The sequence below is a fragment of the Candidatus Pelagibacter bacterium nBUS_36 genome, from assembly GCF_051201215.1.
Taxonomy (GTDB): domain Bacteria; phylum Pseudomonadota; class Alphaproteobacteria; order Pelagibacterales; family Pelagibacteraceae; genus Pelagibacter.
This window is the reverse complement of record NZ_CP172839.1, coordinates 608555-629088: the sequence shown is the minus strand read 5'-3', so window position 1 is coordinate 629088 and position 20534 is coordinate 608555. Positions and strand designations below refer to the sequence as shown.

At 26.9% G+C, this 20534-nt stretch carries 23 protein-coding genes and 3 tRNA genes; 19 read left to right on the top strand and 7 right to left on the bottom strand.

Annotated elements, in window-relative coordinates; all coding sequences use genetic code 11:
- Positions 1-41: 41 nt before the first annotated feature.
- The 6 genes from ssb to ACIJYI_RS03425 all read left to right on the top strand — a co-directional run bounded on the left by ssb (position 42) and on the right by ACIJYI_RS03425 (position 5407).
- Complete coding sequence (gene ssb / locus ACIJYI_RS03450) at positions 42-494, top strand: single-stranded DNA-binding protein (RefSeq protein ID WP_271522095.1); 453 nt, start codon at positions 42-44, stop codon at positions 492-494.
- A gap of 5 nt (positions 495-499) precedes the next feature.
- Complete coding sequence (gene gyrA / locus ACIJYI_RS03445; protein WP_435114701.1) at positions 500-3079, top strand: DNA gyrase subunit A; 2580 nt, start codon at positions 500-502, stop codon at positions 3077-3079.
- Positions 3079-3573, top strand: a complete 495-nt coding sequence (gene coaD / locus ACIJYI_RS03440; protein WP_435091206.1) for a pantetheine-phosphate adenylyltransferase — start codon at positions 3079-3081, stop codon at positions 3571-3573. Before gyrA ends, coaD begins: the two co-directional genes overlap by 1 nt.
- Positions 3566-4126 (top strand): peptidylprolyl isomerase, encoded by a 561-nt coding sequence (locus ACIJYI_RS03435; RefSeq protein WP_435114700.1) that lies wholly within the window; start codon positions 3566-3568, stop codon positions 4124-4126. The genes coaD and ACIJYI_RS03435 overlap by 8 nt, the downstream gene beginning before the upstream one ends.
- Before the next feature lie 8 nt (positions 4127-4134).
- Entirely contained in the window at positions 4135-5247 is a 1113-nt protein-coding gene (tgt, locus tag ACIJYI_RS03430) for a tRNA guanosine(34) transglycosylase Tgt (protein ID WP_435114699.1), read from the top strand.
- An 84-nt stretch (positions 5248-5331) separates the two neighbouring features.
- Positions 5332-5407: transfer RNA gene (locus ACIJYI_RS03425), tRNA-Lys, on the top strand.
- A 6-nt stretch (positions 5408-5413) separates the two neighbouring features.
- Here ACIJYI_RS03425 and ACIJYI_RS03420 read toward each other — a convergent pair.
- Positions 5414-6241, bottom strand: a complete 828-nt coding sequence (locus ACIJYI_RS03420; protein WP_435114698.1) for a M48 family metallopeptidase — start codon at positions 6239-6241, stop codon at positions 5414-5416.
- Positions 6242-6354: 113 nt separating this feature from the next.
- Between ACIJYI_RS03420 and ACIJYI_RS03415 the strand changes: the two genes are divergently transcribed.
- Positions 6355-6972, top strand: coding sequence for a DUF502 domain-containing protein (locus tag ACIJYI_RS03415; RefSeq protein ID WP_435114697.1), 618 nt, complete (start codon positions 6355-6357; stop codon positions 6970-6972).
- On the opposite strand, the gene ACIJYI_RS03410 is transcribed toward ACIJYI_RS03415, so the two are convergent.
- Positions 6969-8201 (bottom strand): ATP-dependent DNA helicase RecG, encoded by a 1233-nt coding sequence (locus tag ACIJYI_RS03410; protein WP_435114749.1) that lies wholly within the window; start codon positions 8199-8201, stop codon positions 6969-6971. The two genes, ACIJYI_RS03415 and ACIJYI_RS03410, sit on opposite strands and share 4 nt — an antisense overlap.
- 53 nt (positions 8202-8254) lie before the next feature.
- Positions 8255-9019, bottom strand: a complete 765-nt coding sequence (locus ACIJYI_RS03405) for an OB-fold nucleic acid binding domain-containing protein (RefSeq protein ID WP_435114696.1) — start codon at positions 9017-9019, stop codon at positions 8255-8257.
- 24 nt (positions 9020-9043) lie between these two features.
- On the opposite strand from ACIJYI_RS03405, the gene ACIJYI_RS03400 reads away from it, so the two are divergent.
- On the top strand, positions 9044-9307 hold the full coding sequence (locus tag ACIJYI_RS03400) for a succinate dehydrogenase assembly factor 2 (protein WP_435114695.1): 264 nt from the start codon (positions 9044-9046) through the stop codon (positions 9305-9307).
- 6 nt (positions 9308-9313) lie between these two features.
- Here the strand turns inward: ACIJYI_RS03400 and ACIJYI_RS03395 are convergent.
- A tRNA-Ser gene (locus ACIJYI_RS03395) sits at positions 9314-9403 on the bottom strand.
- An 87-nt stretch (positions 9404-9490) separates the two neighbouring features.
- On the opposite strand from ACIJYI_RS03395, the gene rarD reads away from it, so the two are divergent.
- The 9 genes from rarD to ACIJYI_RS03350 are packed head-to-tail and all read left to right on the top strand — an operon-like array spanning position 9491 to position 17849.
- Positions 9491-10369, top strand: a complete 879-nt coding sequence (gene rarD, locus ACIJYI_RS03390) for an EamA family transporter RarD (protein ID WP_435114694.1) — start codon at positions 9491-9493, stop codon at positions 10367-10369.
- Positions 10356-11357: a lytic murein transglycosylase gene (locus tag ACIJYI_RS03385; RefSeq protein WP_435114693.1), complete on the top strand. Its 1002-nt coding sequence runs from the start codon at positions 10356-10358 to the stop codon at positions 11355-11357. Before rarD ends, ACIJYI_RS03385 begins: the two co-directional genes overlap by 14 nt.
- Positions 11347-12108 (top strand): hypothetical protein, encoded by a 762-nt coding sequence (locus ACIJYI_RS03380; RefSeq protein WP_435114692.1) that lies wholly within the window; start codon positions 11347-11349, stop codon positions 12106-12108. Before ACIJYI_RS03385 ends, ACIJYI_RS03380 begins: the two co-directional genes overlap by 11 nt.
- The gene (locus tag ACIJYI_RS03375) at positions 12101-13252 is read left to right on the top strand and encodes a D-alanyl-D-alanine carboxypeptidase family protein (protein ID WP_435114691.1); all 1152 of its coding nucleotides are present in this window, start codon (positions 12101-12103) and stop codon (positions 13250-13252) included. Before ACIJYI_RS03380 ends, ACIJYI_RS03375 begins: the two co-directional genes overlap by 8 nt.
- Positions 13245-13859: a dTMP kinase gene (gene tmk / locus ACIJYI_RS03370; RefSeq protein WP_435114690.1), complete on the top strand. Its 615-nt coding sequence runs from the start codon at positions 13245-13247 to the stop codon at positions 13857-13859. The genes ACIJYI_RS03375 and tmk overlap by 8 nt, the downstream gene beginning before the upstream one ends.
- Complete coding sequence (locus ACIJYI_RS03365) at positions 13856-14785, top strand: AAA family ATPase (RefSeq protein WP_435114689.1); 930 nt, start codon at positions 13856-13858, stop codon at positions 14783-14785. Before tmk ends, ACIJYI_RS03365 begins: the two co-directional genes overlap by 4 nt.
- The gene (metG, locus tag ACIJYI_RS03360; protein WP_435114688.1) at positions 14778-16319 is read left to right on the top strand and encodes a methionine--tRNA ligase; all 1542 of its coding nucleotides are present in this window, start codon (positions 14778-14780) and stop codon (positions 16317-16319) included. The genes ACIJYI_RS03365 and metG overlap by 8 nt, the downstream gene beginning before the upstream one ends.
- Complete coding sequence (locus ACIJYI_RS03355; RefSeq protein ID WP_435114687.1) at positions 16312-17073, top strand: TatD family hydrolase; 762 nt, start codon at positions 16312-16314, stop codon at positions 17071-17073. Before metG ends, ACIJYI_RS03355 begins: the two co-directional genes overlap by 8 nt.
- Positions 17074-17078: 5 nt before the next feature.
- Positions 17079-17849, top strand: a complete 771-nt coding sequence (locus ACIJYI_RS03350; protein ID WP_435114686.1) for an MBL fold metallo-hydrolase — start codon at positions 17079-17081, stop codon at positions 17847-17849.
- Here ACIJYI_RS03350 and ACIJYI_RS03345 read toward each other — a convergent pair.
- From ACIJYI_RS03345 to ACIJYI_RS03335, 3 genes are read right to left on the bottom strand one after another with little or no spacing between them, the layout of a single operon-like run.
- Complete coding sequence (locus ACIJYI_RS03345) at positions 17844-18356, bottom strand: glutathione peroxidase (RefSeq protein WP_435114685.1); 513 nt, start codon at positions 18354-18356, stop codon at positions 17844-17846. The genes ACIJYI_RS03350 and ACIJYI_RS03345 overlap by 6 nt on opposite strands.
- Before the next feature lie 39 nt (positions 18357-18395).
- Complete coding sequence (nhaA, locus tag ACIJYI_RS03340; RefSeq protein ID WP_435114684.1) at positions 18396-19568, bottom strand: Na+/H+ antiporter NhaA; 1173 nt, start codon at positions 19566-19568, stop codon at positions 18396-18398.
- A 7-nt stretch (positions 19569-19575) separates the two neighbouring features.
- Positions 19576-20073, bottom strand: a complete 498-nt coding sequence (locus ACIJYI_RS03335; protein ID WP_435114683.1) for a zinc-ribbon domain-containing protein — start codon at positions 20071-20073, stop codon at positions 19576-19578.
- A gap of 93 nt (positions 20074-20166) precedes the next feature.
- On the opposite strand from ACIJYI_RS03335, the gene ACIJYI_RS03330 reads away from it, so the two are divergent.
- Positions 20167-20243: transfer RNA gene (locus ACIJYI_RS03330), tRNA-Pro, on the top strand.
- A 6-nt stretch (positions 20244-20249) separates the two neighbouring features.
- Positions 20250-20531: an ETC complex I subunit gene (locus ACIJYI_RS03325; RefSeq protein ID WP_435114682.1), complete on the top strand. Its 282-nt coding sequence runs from the start codon at positions 20250-20252 to the stop codon at positions 20529-20531.
- Positions 20532-20534 lie beyond the last annotated feature (3 nt).

Sequence of the window (20534 nt, the reverse complement as noted above, 5' to 3'; positions counted from 1 at the left end):
TGATATAAATCTAATTAATAAATTTAACAAATATAAATATTATGGCTGGAAGTTTAAATAAAGTATTATTAATTGGTCGTTTGGGCGCAGACCCAGAGATCAAACAAATGGTTAATGGAAAAAGTGTAGCAAGACTGAGTTTAGCTACAAGTCAATCTTGGAAAGACAAAAACACGGGTGAAAAAAAAGAAAAAACTGAATGGCACCGTGTAGTTGTATTTAACGAAGGTTTAGTTAATGTTATTCAACAATACCTTAAAAAAGGGGCTCAAATTTATGTTGAAGGTCAATTAACTACAAGAAAATGGAAAGATGAACAATCTGGTCAAGACAAGTATTCTACTGAAATTGTTCTTCAAGGTTACAATTCAACTTTGACAATGCTTGGTGGTGGAAACACTGGTGGTGGTATTCAAAATGACACTACTCAACAAAACAATATTGAGGATTCATCTCAAGTGTCAAATGATATGGATGACGAAATTCCATTTTAATACTTATGCAAAAAACCGAAGCACCTAAAGATAATAATATAAAATTAATCTCAATGCATGATGAGATGAGCTCATCATACTTATCTTATGCAATGAGCGTTATTGTTAGTCGTGCTTTACCCGATGTAAGAGATGGATTGAAACCTGTACACAGAAGAATTTTATACGCAATGTATAAAGGTGGTTACGATTGGTCAAAACAATTTAGAAAATCTGCAAGAATTGTTGGTGACGTAATTGGTAAATATCATCCACATGGCGATCAATCTGTTTACGATGCTTTAGTAAGAATGGTCCAGGATTTTTCAATGAGCTTACCATTAGTGCAAGGCCAAGGAAATTTTGGATCAATTGATGGGGATCCTGCGGCAGCCATGAGATATACCGAAACAAGACTTTCAAAAGTTTCTCAATTTCTAATTGATGACATTGAAAAAAATACAGTTTCTTACAAAAGTAATTATGATGAAACGGAAAAAGAACCTACGGTTTTACCTGCACAATATCCAAATCTTTTAGTTAACGGTGCTGGTGGTATAGCTGTTGGTATGGCAACCAGTATTCCTCCTCATAACTTAGGTGAGATTATTGACGGGACTTTAGCTTTAATTGAAAACAAAGATATAAAAATTAAAGAGTTGATGAAACATATTCCTGGCCCAGATTTTCCAACTGGCGGTGTTATTATTGGTAAAGATGTTATTAAACAGGGTTATATTAATGGAAGAGGGTCATTTAAAATTAGAGGTGAGGTATCAGCAGAATCTTTAAAAAATGGAAGAGACAGATTGGTAATAACATCTATTCCATACCAAGTTAATAAATCAGTTTTAAACGAAAGAATTGCTCAATTAGTAAGAGAGAAAAAAATTGAAGGTATAAAAGATATTAGAGATGAGTCTAATAGAGAGGGCATAAGAGTAGCTATTGATTTAAGAAATGGAGTTGAGCCGGAAACTATTAAACGACAACTTTATAAGAATACTCAAATAGAAAGTTCTTTTGGCTTTAACACACTAGCTATTGTGGAGGGTAAACCAAAAACTTGTAACCTCAAAGATTTTTTATCTAATTTCCTATCTTTTAGAGAAGACGTAGTTATAAAGAAAACCAAATTTGATCTAGAAAAGGCAGAAGAAAGAGCTCACATACTATTAGGTTTATCTGTATCTGTTGAAAACTTAGATAAAATTATAAAAATTATTCGTTCATCAAAAACTCCAGATGATGCAAAACAATCTATTTTAAAAACAAAATGGAAAATTAATAGAACTCAAAAATTAATTTCTCTAGTAGAAGGTAAAAAAAGTAAAAATCTTTATTCACTATCTGAGCCACAGGTTGTAGCCATCTTAGAATTAAGATTACAAAAATTAACAGCACTTGGGATTAATGAAATTGAAGTTGAAATTAAAAAACTTGCAGAGTTAATTGCTAAATTTAAAAGGATTATATCGTCTAAAAAAGAACTTTTGAAAGTGATAAGTGAAGAATTAAAAAATATTAAGGAAAAATTTGCAGTCCCAAGAAGAACAAAAATTATAGATGCTGTATTAAATTATGATATTGAGGAAACAATTCAAAAACAATCAGTTATAATAACTATTACTCTTCAAGGATATATTAAAAGAGGATCTTTAGATAGTGTAAAGCAACAAAAAAGAGGTGGTAAAGGCAAATCAGGCATTACCACAAGAGATCAAGACTCTGTTATACAAACATTATCAGTAAACACTCACACCTCTGTTCTTTTTTTCTCAACAGAAGGCTTAGTTTATAAAGTTAAAGCCTGGAAAATTCCAGAAGGCTCAACTACTTCAAAAGGCAAATCTTTATTTAATATTTTACCGTTAAAAAATCACCAATCTATAAGTTCTATTATGCCAATGCCTGAAAATGAAACTGAATCTAAAAATTATCAAATAGTTTTTGCTACAGCTCAAGGCAAAGTTAGAAAGAATAGTTTAGAAGACTTTTCATCTATAAATGCTTCAGGTAAAATTGCTATGAAACTAGACAATAATGATAAAATTGTTGGTGTAAAAATTTGTCAAGAAGATCAAGATGTTATTTTAAGCACTAAATTTGGAAAGTGCATTAGATTTGAAGCAAGAAAATTAAGAGTATTTAAAGGGCGATCTTCCAAAGGAATTAAGGGGATAGAGTTAGCATCTAATGATCAAATAGTATCTTTGTCTGTTATTGATAATGATAAAACTAAAAAAAATGGCAAAAAGTCTAAAGATGAAAAATCTGAAATAAAAGCTAAAGAAAAATATGTTTTAGCAATAAGTGAAAATGGATTTGGAAAAAAGACATCTCACACTGATTACAGAGTAACTAATCGAGGTGGAAAAGGTATAATTGGAATTGTTAATTCACCTAGAAATGGCAATATTACATCATCATTTCCCGTTTATGAAGGTGATGAAATCTTAATATCGACAAACAAAGGAAGAGTAATAAGAGTGGCTGTAAAAGAAATTAGGTCCGCTGGAAGAAACACACAAGGTGTAAGAATTATTAAATTGACCGGAGAAGAGAAGGTAGTTTCTGCAATAAAGATTGATGATAATCTAATATGATGAATAAAGTTGCCATTTATCCAGGTACATTTGATCCTATTACCTATGGTCATATTGATGTTATTAAAAAAGCTCTAAAGTTGTTCGATAAAATTGTTGTTGGTGTATCGAATGTGAGTAATAAAAACTACCTATTTAGCACTGAAGAAAGAATAGATATTGTCAATAAAGCTTTATTTAAAGATCTTAAACTTAATAAAAAAAAAATTTTAGTAGTTTCATTTAGCTCGCTTACAACAGATTTATGTAAAAAATATAAATCAAATATAATTCTTAGAGGCTTAAGGGCTGTATCTGACTTTGAGTATGAGTTTCAATTAGCTGGAATGAATAGAAAGCTAAATAATAATATCGAAACAATATTTTTAATGTCTGATGTTGAAAATCAAATAATTTCTTCTAGATTTGTAAAAGAAATCGTTAAATTAAATGGAGACATAAAAAAATTTACTACCAAAAGTACAATTAAATCTCTAAAAGAGAAATATGAATAAATTTTTAATATTATTATTAGTTTCATTTTTTTTAATTACCAATCAATCAATAGCACAGGAGAATATAATGATTTTAAAATTAAAAGACGGCGATGTAAAAATTGAATTATTTGAAGACGTTGCTCCAAACCATGTTAAAAGAATCAAAGAATTAGCTGATAGTGGCAAATATGATAATGTAGTTTTTCATAGAGTTATTGATGGTTTTATGGCTCAAACTGGTGACGTAAAATTTGGTAATTCAGACTCTGGTGACTTTGATTTAAGAAGAGCTGGTATGGGGGGCTCAGATTTACCTGATTTAAAACAAGAATTTAGTAGTGTGCCACACGATAGAGGAACTTTATCCATGGCAAGATCATCAGATCCTGACAGTGCAAATAGTCAATTTTTTATCTGTTTTAAAGCAGCTCCTTTCTTAGATAGACAGTACACAGTTTTTGGGAAAGTTTTGGAAGGCATGGAGCTTGTAGATAAAATTAAAAGAGGTGATGATAGTAATAATGGCGCTGTATCTGATCCCGATAAAATTATTAGTTTTAAATCATTATAATTTTATAAATGGCAATGAAAAATTTTGCCTTCAAAGTTTTAAATGCGGATAACTTTGCAAGAACAGGTTTAATTGAGACTCATAGAGGTAAGATTAATACTCCAGCTTTTATGCCTGTTGGCACTCAAGCTACAGTCAAAGCTTGCACCATAGATGATATAAAAAAAACTGGATCAGAAATAATTTTATCCAACACTTATCATTTAATGATTAGACCTGGTGTAGAAAGAATTCAGTCAGCAGGTGGATTGCATAATTTTATGAATTGTGACCTTCCAATTCTAACTGACTCTGGTGGCTTCCAAGTGATGTCGTTATCAAAACTAAATAAAATTGATAGAGAAAAAGGTGCAATATTTAACTCACATGTTGATGGAAAAAAGTTTTTTTTAAGTCCGGAGGAAAGTATAAGAATTCAACTGGGTCTTAACTCTGACATAGTAATGATTATGGACGAATGTCCTAAAAATTCTAATGATTATAATCTGATTAAAAAATCAATGGATCTTTCATTATATTGGGCAGAAAGATCAAAACAAGCTTTTGGCAGCAATCCACACAAAGCTTTATTTGGCATAGTTCAAGGAGGTCTTTTTAAAGACTTAAGAATTAAATCGTTAAATGAACTAATCAATATTGGTTTTGATGGTTATGCTATGGGCGGGTTAGCTGTTGGAGAGTCACAAAATGAAATGTTTAAAGTCTTGGATGATATAAAAGAATTTTTACCATCAGAAAAACCACATTATTTAATGGGTGTAGGAACTCCTTCTGATATTTTGGGTGCAGTTAAAAGAGGTATAGATATGTTTGACTGCGTGTTGCCAACTAGATCTGGAAGAACTGGTTTAGCTTTTACTTGGGAAGGAAGAATTAATATTAAAAATAAAAAGTATCAGTCTGATAACACACCATTAGATAAAGATTGCAATAATCTAAATTTGAACAAATATTCAAAAAATTATTTAAATCATTTATTTAATACAAATGAAATATTAGCTTCAATGCTGCTTACTCTTCATAATATTAATTTTTATCAGGAACTAATGTCTTCAATAAGAAAAAATATTAATGAAGGTACATTTGACGATTTTCATGATAAATACATTGATAAGTTGTAAGAGATTAACAATTTTTAGTTAAAATTGCTGTTTGAATTATTAATATAATTCTGTATATAACAATTATTCATTATGAATATTTTGGGGCCCTTAGCTCAGTTGGTAGAGCAATTCCCTTTTAAGGAATGGGTCGATGGTTCGAGTCCATCAGGGCTCACCATTATATTTATGAAATCTTTATTGGTGGGTATTCCAATATAACCTCATTCATTTTCTCATTTAACTTTTTTATTCTATTTTCAGATGAGGGATGAGTACTCATAAACTCAGGTGGAGCTTTACCCTTATTTAATTTTTTCATTCTTTCCCAAATTTTTACTGTTTCTCTAATATCATACCCTGATAAAGATGAAAAAATCATACCTAAATAATCAGCTTCATTCTCTTGCTTTCTGTTAAAAGGGTTCATTAATCCAATCTGTGATAATAATCCTACGGTATTCATTCCTGTAGTTCTATTGACTTGAGATAATTTACCTCCACTAAAAATATCTATTAATTGTGTTCCCGTATTTAATAATACACTTCTACTTGCCCTCTCGACAGAATGTTTCGCTACAGCGTGAGCAATTTCATGACCCATTACAGCCGCAAGACCATTTGTATTTTTAGTGGCCTCAAGAATACCAGTGTACACAGCTATTTTTCCACCTGGCATACACCATGCATTTCTTACTTTTTTTTTATCTATTAGAATATACTCCCAATCAAAATTTATCGTTGGATCTTCGAGTCCAACACTATCAAAATATGCAGAAATTGAGTCTTCCATTTTTTTACCAATCTCTTTAATTTCATTGAGAGTATTGACATCATCACTTAGTTTTTCTTTTTCTTTAATTTTTTCATATATTTGAGCAGCTCTTGCATTTAATTTTGCTTCAGAAACTATTTTTAACTGCTTTCTTTCAGTAATAGGAGTGGTTGTACATGATGGCATAATAAAGCCATAGCAGCTACAACCCATATAAGATAAAAATTTTCTTCTATTCATTTTTATATAAAATTGTTAATATCATTATAACATGAATCTTAATAATAAAATTTTGCTATTTCTTTTTATTGTAGCTATTACATTTGTAATATATTCAAGTTTTAATTAGTTTTATGACCAAAAATTCAAAAAGAAAATCTATATCATTAACTTTAAGAAATTATTTTATTACTGGTGTTGTTGTTTTAATTCCAATTGGGTTTACTCTTTATCTTAGTAAAATTTTAATAGGCATATCGTCAAAAATAATTCCAAAAAATATAAATCCTAATCACTACCTACCATTTGATATTCCTGGTGTCGAAATTGTTATTTCTATAATTATGATAACAATTGTTGGTGGACTTTCTTTATCTTTTTTTGGCAGAAGAATTTTAAAATTAATTGACGATCTTTTTAAAAGAATACCTTTTTTAAGAACAATTTATTCTGCTATAGTTCAAATGACAGAAACTTTTTCTAAAAAAGATGGTGAAAGAAAAAGTGTTGTTCTTGTTGAATACCCAAGAAAAGATGTGTGGGCAGTTGGTTTTGCAACTAAGGAGAATAGGGGAGAGATGTCAAAAAAAACTAATAAAAAATTGATTAATGTTTTTGTTCCCACAACACCCAATCCTACAAGTGGTTTTTTACTAATGTTCCCACTAGAAGATGTTATTTACCTGGACATGACTTTTGAGGAAGCTTCAAAGTTCATAGTTTCTGCGGGTACATCCGATAAGCAATCTTAAGCAATATCGTTAATAATATCAGCTCTATCGTATAATTTTATTAATGGTTTAAATTTACTTATATCTTCATTTGATTTCTCGATTCTTCTCATTTCTTTTTCAGCTAATAAAAAAAGATCTTTGTTATGAATAGGGTCGGCCAATTTAAAGTTTTTTATACCACTCTGTTTGAAACCAAGAATATCACCAAATCCTCTAATTTTCATGTCTTCCTCAGAAATATAAAACCCATCATTTGAATCTTTTAAAATATTTATTCGTTTTTTTGCATTTTCGCTCAAATTTGATTTAAACATAAGTATACACGTTGAGTCTTTGTCTCCTCTTCCAACACGACCTCTTAACTGATGTAGCTGCGACAATCCAAATTTGTTAGCGTTTTCAATTATTATTACATTAGCGTTAGGAAAATCAATACCAACCTCAATAATAGTAGTGGATACTAGTATCTTAAATTCATTTTTTAGAAAGCTATTTAATATTTTTTCTTTATCTTCTATATCTGTTTTACCGTGTAACAATAAAACTTCATTAGGAAAAATTTTTTCAAGGTATTCAAATTTTTTAATAGCTGATGTATGATCTAATTTTTTAGACTCATCAATAAGGGGACAAACCCAAAATATTTGGTTTCCACCTTTAATTTCTTTTTTAATAAACTTAATTATATCATCAATCTTACTTTCTAATTTACTATAAGTTTTAATAGGTTTTCTTAATTTTGGTTTTTCAGAAATAATAGAAAGATCCATATCCCCATACATTGTCATAGTTAATGTTCTTGGTATAGGTGTAGCAGTCATTAACAGAACATCACAATTATTGCCACCTTTGTCTGATAATTTTTTTCTTTGATTAACTCCAAATTTATGTTGTTCGTCAATAATAATTAAACCAAGGTTTTTATAAATAACTTTTTTTTGAAAAACCGCATGTGTTCCAAATATTATATCAATTTTATTTATTGCTAATTTGTTTAAGATGTCTTTTTTAGTTTTATAATCTGATTTACCAGAAATTAATTGTACATTTAAATCATCTAAAAATATTTTTTTTGCAAGATTATAATGCTGTCTTGCTAAAATTTCAGTTGGAGCCATAATAGCTACTTGAAATCCTGATTTAACAGTGTTGTAAGCTGCTAATAATGACACTATCGTTTTTCCACTACCAACATCTCCCTGCAATAACCTAAACATTTTTTTTGAAGATTTTAAATCTTTATTAATTTCATTTAATGTTTTTATTTGATCATTTGTTAATGAAAAATTTAATTTACTAATTATATTTTTTTGTTTTTTTCATCAAAAAACTTATTCTTTTTTTTAATTCTTTTAATTTTTTTTCTTATCTCTGAATTTACCAAGAATGTTGAAAATATTTCATCATAAGCAAGTCTTTGATAAAAATTTTTTTTATAATTTCCAATATTTTCAGGATTGTGTAATTCTTTAATAGAGTGATTCCAGCTAAAATTATTAAATTTATTTAGTATTTCACTAGAATGCCACTCTGCCAGAATTGGTAATTTATCAATTATCTGTTTTATAATTTTGTTATATAATTTTTCTGAAATTCCTTCTGTTAAAGAATATGTATTATGTTTTTGTTTTATTACCGAAGAGTCTTCAGATATGTATTTAGGATTAGTTAATTGATACTTATTTCTAAAATATCCAATTTTACCACTTATAGTTATTTCTTTCCCTAAGGGTAAAATTTTTCTAACATAACCTTCAAAACTATTAAAAAAAATACAATCAATTTGTCCAGTTTCATCCGAACATAAAACTTTATTTGGCAAATTTCTAACTCTTGGAAATGAATATTTTTGAGGTGTTATAGTTATAGTTTGGTTTTCACCAATCTTTAAATCTTTTACTTTTGATGATAAACTTCTATCAGTATAGAACTTTGGTAATTTCCACAACAAATCAAAGATATTATTAATTTGTTTTTTTTTTAATAAATTTGTTGTTTTAATACCAACACCTTTTAGTGAAGTTAAGTCTGACAACAAATATTTATAATTACTTTTACTATCCATTAACAAATAATATATAATCTAATAATGATCCTCAATATAGAACAATTAAAAAAAAAGATTATTTATCGATCTAATTATCGTGGAACAAAAGAAATGGATAAACTTTTAGGTTCTTTTACAAAAAAATATATCGATGAATTAGATAACGAAGATCTTACTGATTTAGAAAAGTTATTAGATATTGATGATACAAATCTTTATAATTTTTTTAATGGTTTGGCTACAGACTTTGATTTTGCAGAGAATAAGATAAATCTTTTATTTAAAAATTTTAAATATAATAGTTGAGTTTAATGGCGGAGAGACTGAGATTCGAACTCAGGAAAGAGTTGCCCCTTTGCCGGTTTTCAAGACCGGTGCATTCAACCACTCTGCCATCTCTCCGTGAAAAAGGTTTTATTATTATAATTATTTAATTCAACCATAAAATAGTCTAATAAAACCTATTAATAATTTAAAACCATATCTAATATGAATAAAGAATTTAATAAAGGGTTGTTGTTAGCTGGTTTCGGTTCATTTTGGTGGGGTTTTTTTGGTGTTTTGTATTTTAAGTATATTACGTTTATAGGTCATATCGAACTAGTCGTTCACAGATGTTTATGGACTACATTTACACTAGTTATAACAACTTTCTTTTTTTCAAAATGGAGTATTTTTTTCAAAATAATTAAAAGCAAAAAAAAATTATTTTATTTATTTTTCTCTGGTTTATTAATTTTTATTAATTGGGCTGTATGGATATATGCAATAGCAACAAATAGGATCATTGATGCTAGTTTTGGTTATTTTATGATGCCAATATTGAGTGTTTTGCTTGGTTATATCTTTTTTAAAGAAACACTTAATAAAAGAAGAATTTTTTCAATAACTCTAGTTCTTGTTTCAATTCTGTATTTAATATTTGTAAGCTTTAAATCTTTACCTTGGGTTGGGTTAATAGTCGCTTTTAGTTGGGGTTTTTATAATTTATTAAGAAAAAAAATTAATGTTGATACTGATGCAGGGCTTTTAATTGAAAGTCTCTATATATTACCTTTTGCGTTGACTGCCTTTTATCTAATTACAATTAATGGTTATAATGATTTTAAATTATCAGATCCACCAATGATGCTGTTAATTTTTCTTGCAGGACCTATGACTGTAATACCTTTATTTTTATATGTGCGGGGTGTTGAGTTATGTGGTTTAGGGGCTACGGGAATGATTTTTTATATAACACCAACATTACAATTTTTGTTAGGTTATTTTTATTATAATGAACCTTTTTCAGTTACGAAATTAGTTAGCTTTATTTTTATCTGGATTGCTGTAATTATATACCTAAGGGATTTATATGAGACTAATTAAATATATTTTAATAATCATAATTTTTAGTATTACTGCTGCATATTCCAATAATGATATAAAATTCCAAGAATGGAAAAAAGGTTTTAAAAAAGTCGCGTTACAAAATGATATCTCTGAAGAAACTTTTGATACCGTTCTTAAAGATATTAAATTTTTACCAAACGTTATCAAGTACGACAGATATCAACCTGAGTTTTATGAGGATACTAAAACTTATATTTCAAAAAGAACTTCTTCTAAAAAAGTTTTAAAAGGATTAAGTTTTTACAAAAAAAATTTATATTTGATAAACACTATAGAAAAAAAATATAATATTGAAAAAGAATTATTATTATCTTTAATGGGTATTGAAACTAACTTTGGTACTTATGTCGGTAAGATGGATATTTTATCATCATTAGCTACCTTAAGTTTTGATGAAAGAAGATCTGAATTTTTTTCAAAAGAATTGTTAATCTTGCTAAGATTAATTGAAAATAAGCAGATTGATTACAAAACACTTTATGGTTCTTGGGCTGGAGCTTTTGGATTTTTTCAATTTATGCCATCAACAATGAAAAATTATGCAATAGACTATGACAATAATAACTATATAGATCTTAAAAATAATAATGACGCATATGCATCAGCAGCTAATTATTTAGGTAAAATTGGCTGGAAAAAAAAACAACCATGTTTTTATAAAATAAAATTGACAGATAACATCCCAAAAAAATATTTAAATGTCTCAGCAAAAAAACTTCATGACAAAAAAAAATTAAAATATTTTAGAAAATATATAACTAACAATGATTTATTAGATAAAAGGTTTGATAATTTAGCAGTTGCGATAATAACACCAGACAAAGATATTATACCTGATGCAGAAAATTTAAGTCCAGCATATATTGTTTTTGAAAATTATGAAATTATTTTAAAATGGAATAGGTCACTAAGATTCTCATTAGCTGTTTGCACATTAAAAGATAAATTTAGTAATGAATTATAAAAATATAATAATAATAAGTTTAGTACTTTTATTAGCTGGTTGTAATGAATATGGTTTAAATGAAAAATCAATAAATCAACCATCTTTGTTAAAATATAAAAATTCTGGTTTTGCATTAATTTACGATGAGAACTTAATAAAGAAAAAGAAAATTTCAAAAAAAATTGATAACAGGGGATTAATTATTTTTCATAAAAATTTGAAAAAAAATTCTTTTGTAAAAATTACTAATCCTATTAATGAAAAAACGATTATAGCAAAAGTTGTCTCTAATAAAGTTGTGTTTTCAGATTTTTATAATTCTGTTATTACAGATAGAATTGTAGAAGAATTATCTCTCAATACGAAAGAACCTTATATAGATTTAATTTTAATTTCTCAAAACTCAACTTTTATTGCAAAAAAAGCTAAAACATTTGATGAAGAAAAAAATGTAGCAGAAAAAGCTCCAATAGATGGTATTAAAATTGATAATTTAGGCTCTACAATCAAAAAAGAAAAAACGATTAAAGTTAGCAAATTTCTTTATTCAATAAAAGTTGCTGATTTTTATTATAAAGACTCTGCAAAAAATATGACTGTTAGGATAAAAAATGAAACTAGTTTAGAAGAACCTTTTATTAAAAAATTATCAAAAACAAAATATAGGGTATTATTAGGACCTTTTAATGATATAAAAAAACTTGAAGACTCATTTAACAAAATAAAATTATTAAATTTTGAAAATTTAGAAATTATAAAAAATGATTAAAAAGATATTATTATTTATCGTTATTAACTTTTGTCACGCACAGTTTGTTGTTGCAGATTTTGATATTAAAGCACGATCTGCAATACTTCAAGATTACCATTCGGGTGAAATTCTTTATGAAAAAGATGCTGATAAATCTATTTATCCAGCATCAATGACAAAAATTATGACTTCTATAATTGCTTTTGATTTAATTAAATCTGGCGATATTAAACTAGACGAAAAATTTATTATATCTGAAAAGGCATGGAGACTTTCAACGTCAGGTTATTCTTCTATGTTCATAATGGTAGGAGACGAGGTATCAGTTGAAAACTTACTTAAAGGTATAATAATTGCCTCAGGAAATGATGCTTGCGTTGCACTCGCTGAAGGTATTGCAGGCACTGAAGAAGAGTTTGCCATACTAATGACTGCAAAAGCAAAAGAATTAGATATGGAAAATACAAATTTTGCAAATTCTTCGGGTATTAATGACTCCGAAAATCATTCTACTGTAAGAGATATTTTAAAAATGTCTAAATATTTGATTAAAGAACATCCTGAGTTTTATAAATGGTTCTCAGAAAAAGAGTTTACATGGGATAGGACTGGTGGAGATCCCATAACACAAGGTAATAGAAACCCTCTGCTGTATAAAAATCTTGGAGCTGATGGAATAAAAACTGGATACCTTGCTGTTGAAAAATATTCTCTTGCTTCTTCTGTAAATAGAAATGGCAGAAGACTTATAGCAGTTGGTAGTGGATTTGAGTCTAAAAATGCAAGATCAAGAGAAAGCTCCAAATTACTTACCTATGGTTTAACTAATTATGATTTAGTTAATATTGCAAAAGCAAAAATACCTCTTTACAAGATAGATGTTTGGCTAGGGAAAAAAGATTTTGTTATAGCTTATAGTAATCAAGATATTTACAAAACAATTAAAAAAGCAAAAAAAAAACTATTGAAAGTTTCTGTTAAATATGAGGGTCCTATTGAAGCTCCAGTTAGTAAAAATGAAAAGATTGCTATTTTAAAAGTAGTTTATGATGATGAATTAGTTGGTGAATATGACTTGTTAGCATCAGAAGAAATAAAAAAAGTAAACTTTTTTTCAAAGCTATTAAAATCTCTTAATTACCTTATTTGGGGTGATGTCTAAAAAACCAATTATTGTATTCGAAGGAATAGAGGGTAGTGGTAAAAGTCATCACATATCAGCAGTATCTAAATATTTAGACAAAAAAAGAATTAGTTACATAAAAATTAGAGAGCCTGGTGGTAATTTGAACTCTGAAAAAATAAGAAGACTTATTCTTAACAATAAGTCTGATTTTAACAAAAATACTGATCTATTATTATATCTAGCCGCAAGAAGTGAAAATATAAATACTATAAAGAATTCATATAAAAAAAAGATACTACTTATCGATAGATTTACAGATTCAACTATAGCTTATCAACATTTTGGTATGGGTGTTGATATCAATTTGATTAAAACTTTAAATAAATTTTTACTTAAAAATATTAAAGTAGATTTTACGTTTCTTAATGTTGTTAATAAAAGAAATTTATATTCTAGATTAAAAAAAAGAAAATCATTAAATCGATATGATAAATTTGATATGAGTTTTTATAGAAAAGTTCAAAAAGGTTTTATAAAATTATCCAATATTAATAAAAAGAAATACCAATTAATTGATTCAAATTTAGATATTAAAGAAAATGAACATTTGATTTTAAGTATAATTGATCGATTAATTAAATGAATATAGATCCATCTAATCAAACTAAGTTATATGGACATGACATTCATATAAACAGTTTAATAAGATTACATAAAAAAGATTATTTACCTAACAAAATTCTTTTTTCAGGTGAAAAAGGTATTGGTAAATCTACATTAGCTTATCATTTAATTAATTATATTTTATCTTACGAAGAAGAGAGTCCTTATGATTTAAAAAATCTTAAAATAAATTTAGAAAATAAATCTTTTAAGTTGATTCAAAATAAATCTAATCCAAACTTTATTTTAGTTGATGTTTTTGAAGAAAAAAAAAATATCGACATAGTTCAAATTCGAAATTTAATTTTAACTTTAAATAAATCGTCATTTAATACAAAACCTAGATTTGTATTAATTGATAATATTGAACTTTTAAATATTAATTCAATTAATGCTTTATTAAAAATACTAGAAGAACCTAATGATAATATTAATTTTATACTAATAAATAATAATAAAAAAGTTTTACCTACATTAAAATCTAGATGTTTAAATTTTAAGATTTCATTAACATATGATCAGTCTATGGATATTACTAATAAGATATTAAATGAGAATTTAGATAATTTGTTAAATGAAGAATTTATAACTAATTATAGTACTCCTGGACAATTACTTAGATTAATTAATTTTACTAACATTAATAATATTGACTCAAAAAATTTAAAACTAAAAGATTTAATTTCAAAAATAATATTAGATAAAAAATATAAGAAAGATTCATCAATTAAAGATTTAATCTATTTATTAATAGAGCTTTATTTTAGAAATAATGTATCAATTAAAAATATTAAGTTAATAAATATGTATAATTATTTTTTAAAAAAGATTAATACTACAAAAATATTTAATCTAGATGAAGAAACTTTATTTATGGAATTTAAAGATAAAATATTAAATGAGTAAAAAATTTTATATAACTACACCCATTTATTATCCTTCAGCCAAACCTCATATGGGACACGCATACTCATCTATAATCGCTGATTTTTTTGCTAGATTTAAAAAAATTGATGGTTATGAAGTTCATTTTTTGACAGGAACAGATGAACATGGATTAAAGATTCAACGATCTGCTGAAAAGCAAAATATTGAACCTTTAGAATTTTGTAATCAAATTAGCAAAACTTTTCATGATCTTTCTAAAACACTTAATCTAACTAATACTGATTTTATAAGAACAACTGAAGAAAGACACAAATTAAGTGTCCAACATCTTTGGAATGAACTTGAAAAAAATGATGATATTTATTTATCAAAATATTCTGGTTGGTATTCTGTATCTGATGAAGCTTTTTATTCAGAAGATGAAATTGAGGATATAGAAGGAAAAAAAAGATCTATTTCATCGAAATCATCTGTTGAATGGATTGAAGAAGAGTCTTATTTTTTTCGATTATCCAAATGGGAAAAACCTTTACTTGATTATTATGACGCCAATCCAGACTTCATATCACCAGAATCTAGAAAAAATGAAGTTATCAGTTTTGTTAAAAGTGGATTAAAAGATTTATCTGTTAGTAGAAAGAGTTTTTCTTGGGGCATAAAAGTTCCAAATAATAAAGAACATGTAATATACGTTTGGTTAGATGCTCTTACAAATTATATCAGTGCATTAAATTACCCAAATTTAGAAGACAATCTATTTAAAAAGTTTTGGCCAGCATCAATTCATTTGATAGGAAAAGATATTCTTAGATTTCATGCTGTATATTGGCCAGCATTTTTACTTGCAGCTAAAATAAAATTACCTTTAAAAATCTATGGCCATGGCTGGATTCTTTCAGATAACGAAAAAATGTCGAAATCTAAAGGAAATATTTTGGATCCAATTGAAATAATAAATGAATATGGACTGGATCCATTGAGATACTATTTAATTAAAGAAGTATCATTTGGTAATGATGGAAACATTTCACAAGAAAGATTGGAAGATTGTATAAATAGTGATTTAGCGAATAATTTTGGTAATTTGTGCCAACGTGTTACTGCATTTACCATTAAAAATTGTGACAGCTTGATACCAAAAAAGATTGAATTACAGAAAGATGATTTAGAAATTTTAGATAAATATAAAAATAATCTAGATACCATAAGATCTAAGATAGACAATCAGGACATAAATTTTTACATTGATTTTATTATTAATTCATTATTCGAAGCTAATAAATATTTTAATGACCAGGAACCATGGAAAAAGAAAGATGACATTGTGAGATTGAATTCTATAGTTTTTACAACTCTTGAAATTGTTAGAAAAATTAGTTTTTTACTATACCCAATTATTCCAGAGTCCTCATTAAAAGCTCTAAAAATATTTGATTTAAAAGAAAAAGATATAGATATATCTTCTATCCAACAAAATGAATTTTTGTCTAAAGGCAACAAGATTAATAAAATTGATATACTTTTTAAAAAGATAGAAAAAATAAATGATTGATTCACACTGTCATTTAGATCATGAACCTTTATTAAGTAATTTATCAAATATTATTAAGCGTTCAAAAAATATTGGCATTGAAAAACTATTAACAATTTCTACATCGCTCGAAAGTTTTGAGAAAATTAAAAAGATAATTAAATTAGATGAAATGATTTATGGCACAATTGGTATACATCCTCATGAAAGCGACAATCAACAAATTACATCAGATTTTATTGTTGAAAATTTGAGTCAAAATACAAGAATTATCGGTATAGGTGAAACTGGTTTAGATTTTTTTTACAATAACAGTATAAAAGATAAACAAATTTCAAGTTTCAAAAATCATATAGAAGCTTCAATTAAAACTAATGTTCCCATTATTATTCACTCCAGAAATGCTGAGGATGAAACTTTTGATATTTTAAACAGTTATAAAGATAAAAATTTGAAAATTTTAATGCATTGTTTTACTGGATCGAAAAAATTTGCTGAAAAACTTTTATCATTGAATTCATATTTTTCAGCTAGTGGAATAATAACTTTTAAAAACTCAACAGATTTGCAAGAAACTTTTAAATTTTTACCTTTTGATAAAATTTTGATGGAAACTGATAGCCCTTATTTAGCACCCGTACCTAACAGAGGTAAAAAAAATGAACCATCCTTTATTGATTTTACGGCAACAAAATTAGCTGAAATTAAAGATATACCCAAAACTGAAATTATTAAAACGACAACAAATAATTTTAATAAACTTTTTTTTAGTTAGATTTTATGAAATTTATTATATTAGGTTGTGGAAGCTCTATGGGTGTCCCAAGGCCAGATGGATTTTTTGGTAGTTGTGATCCAAAAAATAAAAAAAATTTAAGAACTAGATGTTCTGCTTTAATCAAAACTAATTTAGAGAATATTTTAATAGATACTTCTCCTGATTTGAGACAACAAATGTTAAATCAAAAAATAAAATCAATTGATAAAGTATTATATTCACACATGCATGCTGATCAAACTCATGGAATTAATGATTTAAGATCATTTTATATTAAAAAAAAGAAACCTATTAATATTTTTGCTGATCAAGTTACTTCTAGATACCTTAAGAAAAATTTTTCATATTGTTTTAATAATTTAAGTAAAGAATATCCCGCTACTCTTAAACTAAATAGAATAAATAATAATTTACTTATCAAAGACTCAAGAAAAAAAAGAAAAATTAAACCCATAAAAGTTCAACACGGTAAAATTAATTCTATATGCTATATAATAGATAAAAAGTTAGCATATATTAGCGATGTAAGTAAAATATTTAATAAAGATTATAAATATTTTAGAAATTTACAATATTTGATTATTGATTGCTTGTGGTACAGAAATCATCCATCACATTTTAACTTAGAAAAATCGTTAGATATGATAAAGATTTTTTCGCCAAAAAAAGCAATATTAACAAATCTACATACAGATATAGATTATGTTAAAATCAAAAAATTATTACCTAAAAATATTGTACCAGCACATGACGGTTTAACCATCCATTTATAAAATTTGCTCGATTTTTTTTATAATTTTTTTAGACATTGGGTTAGTAAAAGATGCGTATGTATCTTCAACTTTACCATTTTTGTTTATCAGTATTTTATGAAAATTCCACTTAGGTACTGTTGAGCTCCCAAAAGTTTCTTTTGCCCATAAGTATATAGGGTGCGCATTATCACCTTTAACATCATATTTGCTTGTCATCGGGAAAGTAATATTAAAATTAGTTTCACAAAAATTTTTAATTTCGGAGTTTGCTCCAGGTTCTTGATTACCAAATTGATTAGATGGTATACCAATTATAGTAAATCCTTTATCTTTAAAATCTTCATATAGTTTTTGAAGATCATCGTACTGTTTTGTAAAACCACAATTACTTGCAACATTTACCAATAGCAATGTTTGTCCCTGAAAATCTGAAAAGTTTAACTCATCTCCATTTATAGAGTTAATTTTAAAATCAAATATTGTTTTGTTATCTTCTGAAATACTTTTACTAAAGAATGAGAACATGAAAATTATAGTATAGATTAATATTTTATGCTTTATCATCTATTTTTTAGCTGAAACCAACAACAAAATATAACCAAAAATAGTTGAAAGCAATGATCCAGTTAAAACTCCTATCTTAACACCATCAATGTATTGCGTATTTTCAACAAAGGCTAAGTTTCCAACAAATAAACTCATTGTAAAACCTATTCCTGTCAATATTGAAACACCATATAAGCTCAACCAATTTGAATTATTTGGAGCTTCGGCAAATTTAAATTTAATTGATATATAGGAAAATAATAATACACCGATTTGTTTACCAAAAAAAAGTCCACATAAAATACCCAGTGGGACAGGGGCCATTAAACTAGACAGTGATAAACCATCTAAATTCACTCCAGCATTTGCAAATGCAAAGAGAGGCATTATCATAAAAGCTACATAAGGAGAAATCGCATGCTCTATTTTGACAAGTAAAGAAAAATCTTTATCTTTAATTCTATGTGGAATTACTGAAGCTAATAAAACACCAGCAATAGTCGCGTGAATTCCTGATTTGTACGTAAAAAACCACATAAATAATCCAACAAACAAATAAGGTGTAAATATTTTTACTGAAAATTTATTTAAAATTAAAAGAATTATATAACTTAACAAAATAAGACTTAGATATGGGATGCTTAATTCTCCAGAATAAAAAAAAGCAATAATTAAAATAGCTCCTAAATCATCAATTATTGCTAACGCAGTTAAAAAAACTTTTAGTGACATTGGAACTCTTGAACCTAATAAAGATAATATTCCTAATGAGAAAGCTATGTCTGTAGCAGATGGTATTGCCCATCCATTTATTGTTTCAGTATTCCCCCAATTAATAAAAACATAAAAAAGTGCAGGTACTAACATCCCCCCAACAGCAGCAATAATTGGTAAAAGAGCTTGTTTGATATTTGAAAGTTCACCTTGAATAAATTCCCTTTTGATTTCTAAAGTAACAAAAAAGAAAAAAATTGCCATTAAAGCATCATTAATCCAATGGTGTACTGAAAGTTTTAATCCAAATTCATTTATTCCAATAAACAAATAGCTCTCTAAAGAATTGAAATAAACATCACTTAATTCACTATTACTTACAATAAGAGCAATTATAGCTGCTATTAACAAAACTAAACCACTTGCTGCTTCTAGTTTAAAAAACCATTTAAAAGGTTTGGACAAATAATTAATCATAAAAAAATTAAGTTAAATCAATAATAAATAGTTTTACATCTTTAAGTGATTCAAAAAGGTTAAATAAAACAACTTCTAGTTCTGGAAAAAAGTTAATTAAGGGAGATTTTAAAGTATCTAATAAGATTATTAAAGCTACAAAAGAGATAATAAAAACCAATAAATAAGAAAAGAAATTAACCACTCTATTTTTTTCAACTTTCGTATTATCAATTTTAATATTTTTTTTTACTTTAGTTAACTCTGTATTTGTCTCTTGTTTTTTTATTGCTGGCGCATCATCATCTGCTACATTCCTGTTATCGTTATCCTTCTTAATATCTCCTAATACTGGAATTTTTTGATTATTATCGTTATCAGTTGTTAGAGTTTCTAGGCTTATATTTTCATTTTTGTAGTGCCAACTGTGATCACAAGATCCACATTGAATTAACCTACCTCCATCAGGTATAAGCTCATCTACAACATTGAATTTTTTATTACAATTTAAGCACTGAATAATCATAATTTTTATATATCAGATTCTATTAAAATTACCTTTAATTTGCATATATTTATCCTTTTAAATAATTAAAATGTACTGTAATAGTACTCGGATCGGAGTGTAGCGCAGCCTGGTAGCGCATCTGGTTTGGGACCAGAGGGTCGCAGGTTCGAATCCTGCCACTCCGACCATCATTTATGAAAAAAGCATTAATATATGTACCAAACAAAAGTCCAATGCAGTCAGGCATAGCAAAAAATGCTAAATGGGTGCTTGAATTCAAAACAAAAAACCCAACAAAAAATCCATTGATGGGATGGGAAAGTTCATCAGACACTTTAACAGAATTGAAATTAAAATTTTCTTCTAAAGAACTTGCTATTAATTATGCAAAAAAAAATAAAATTAATTATGAGCTGATTGAACCTAAAAAAAGGAAAACAGTAATAAAATCATACGCAGATAATTTTTTGAAATAAAAT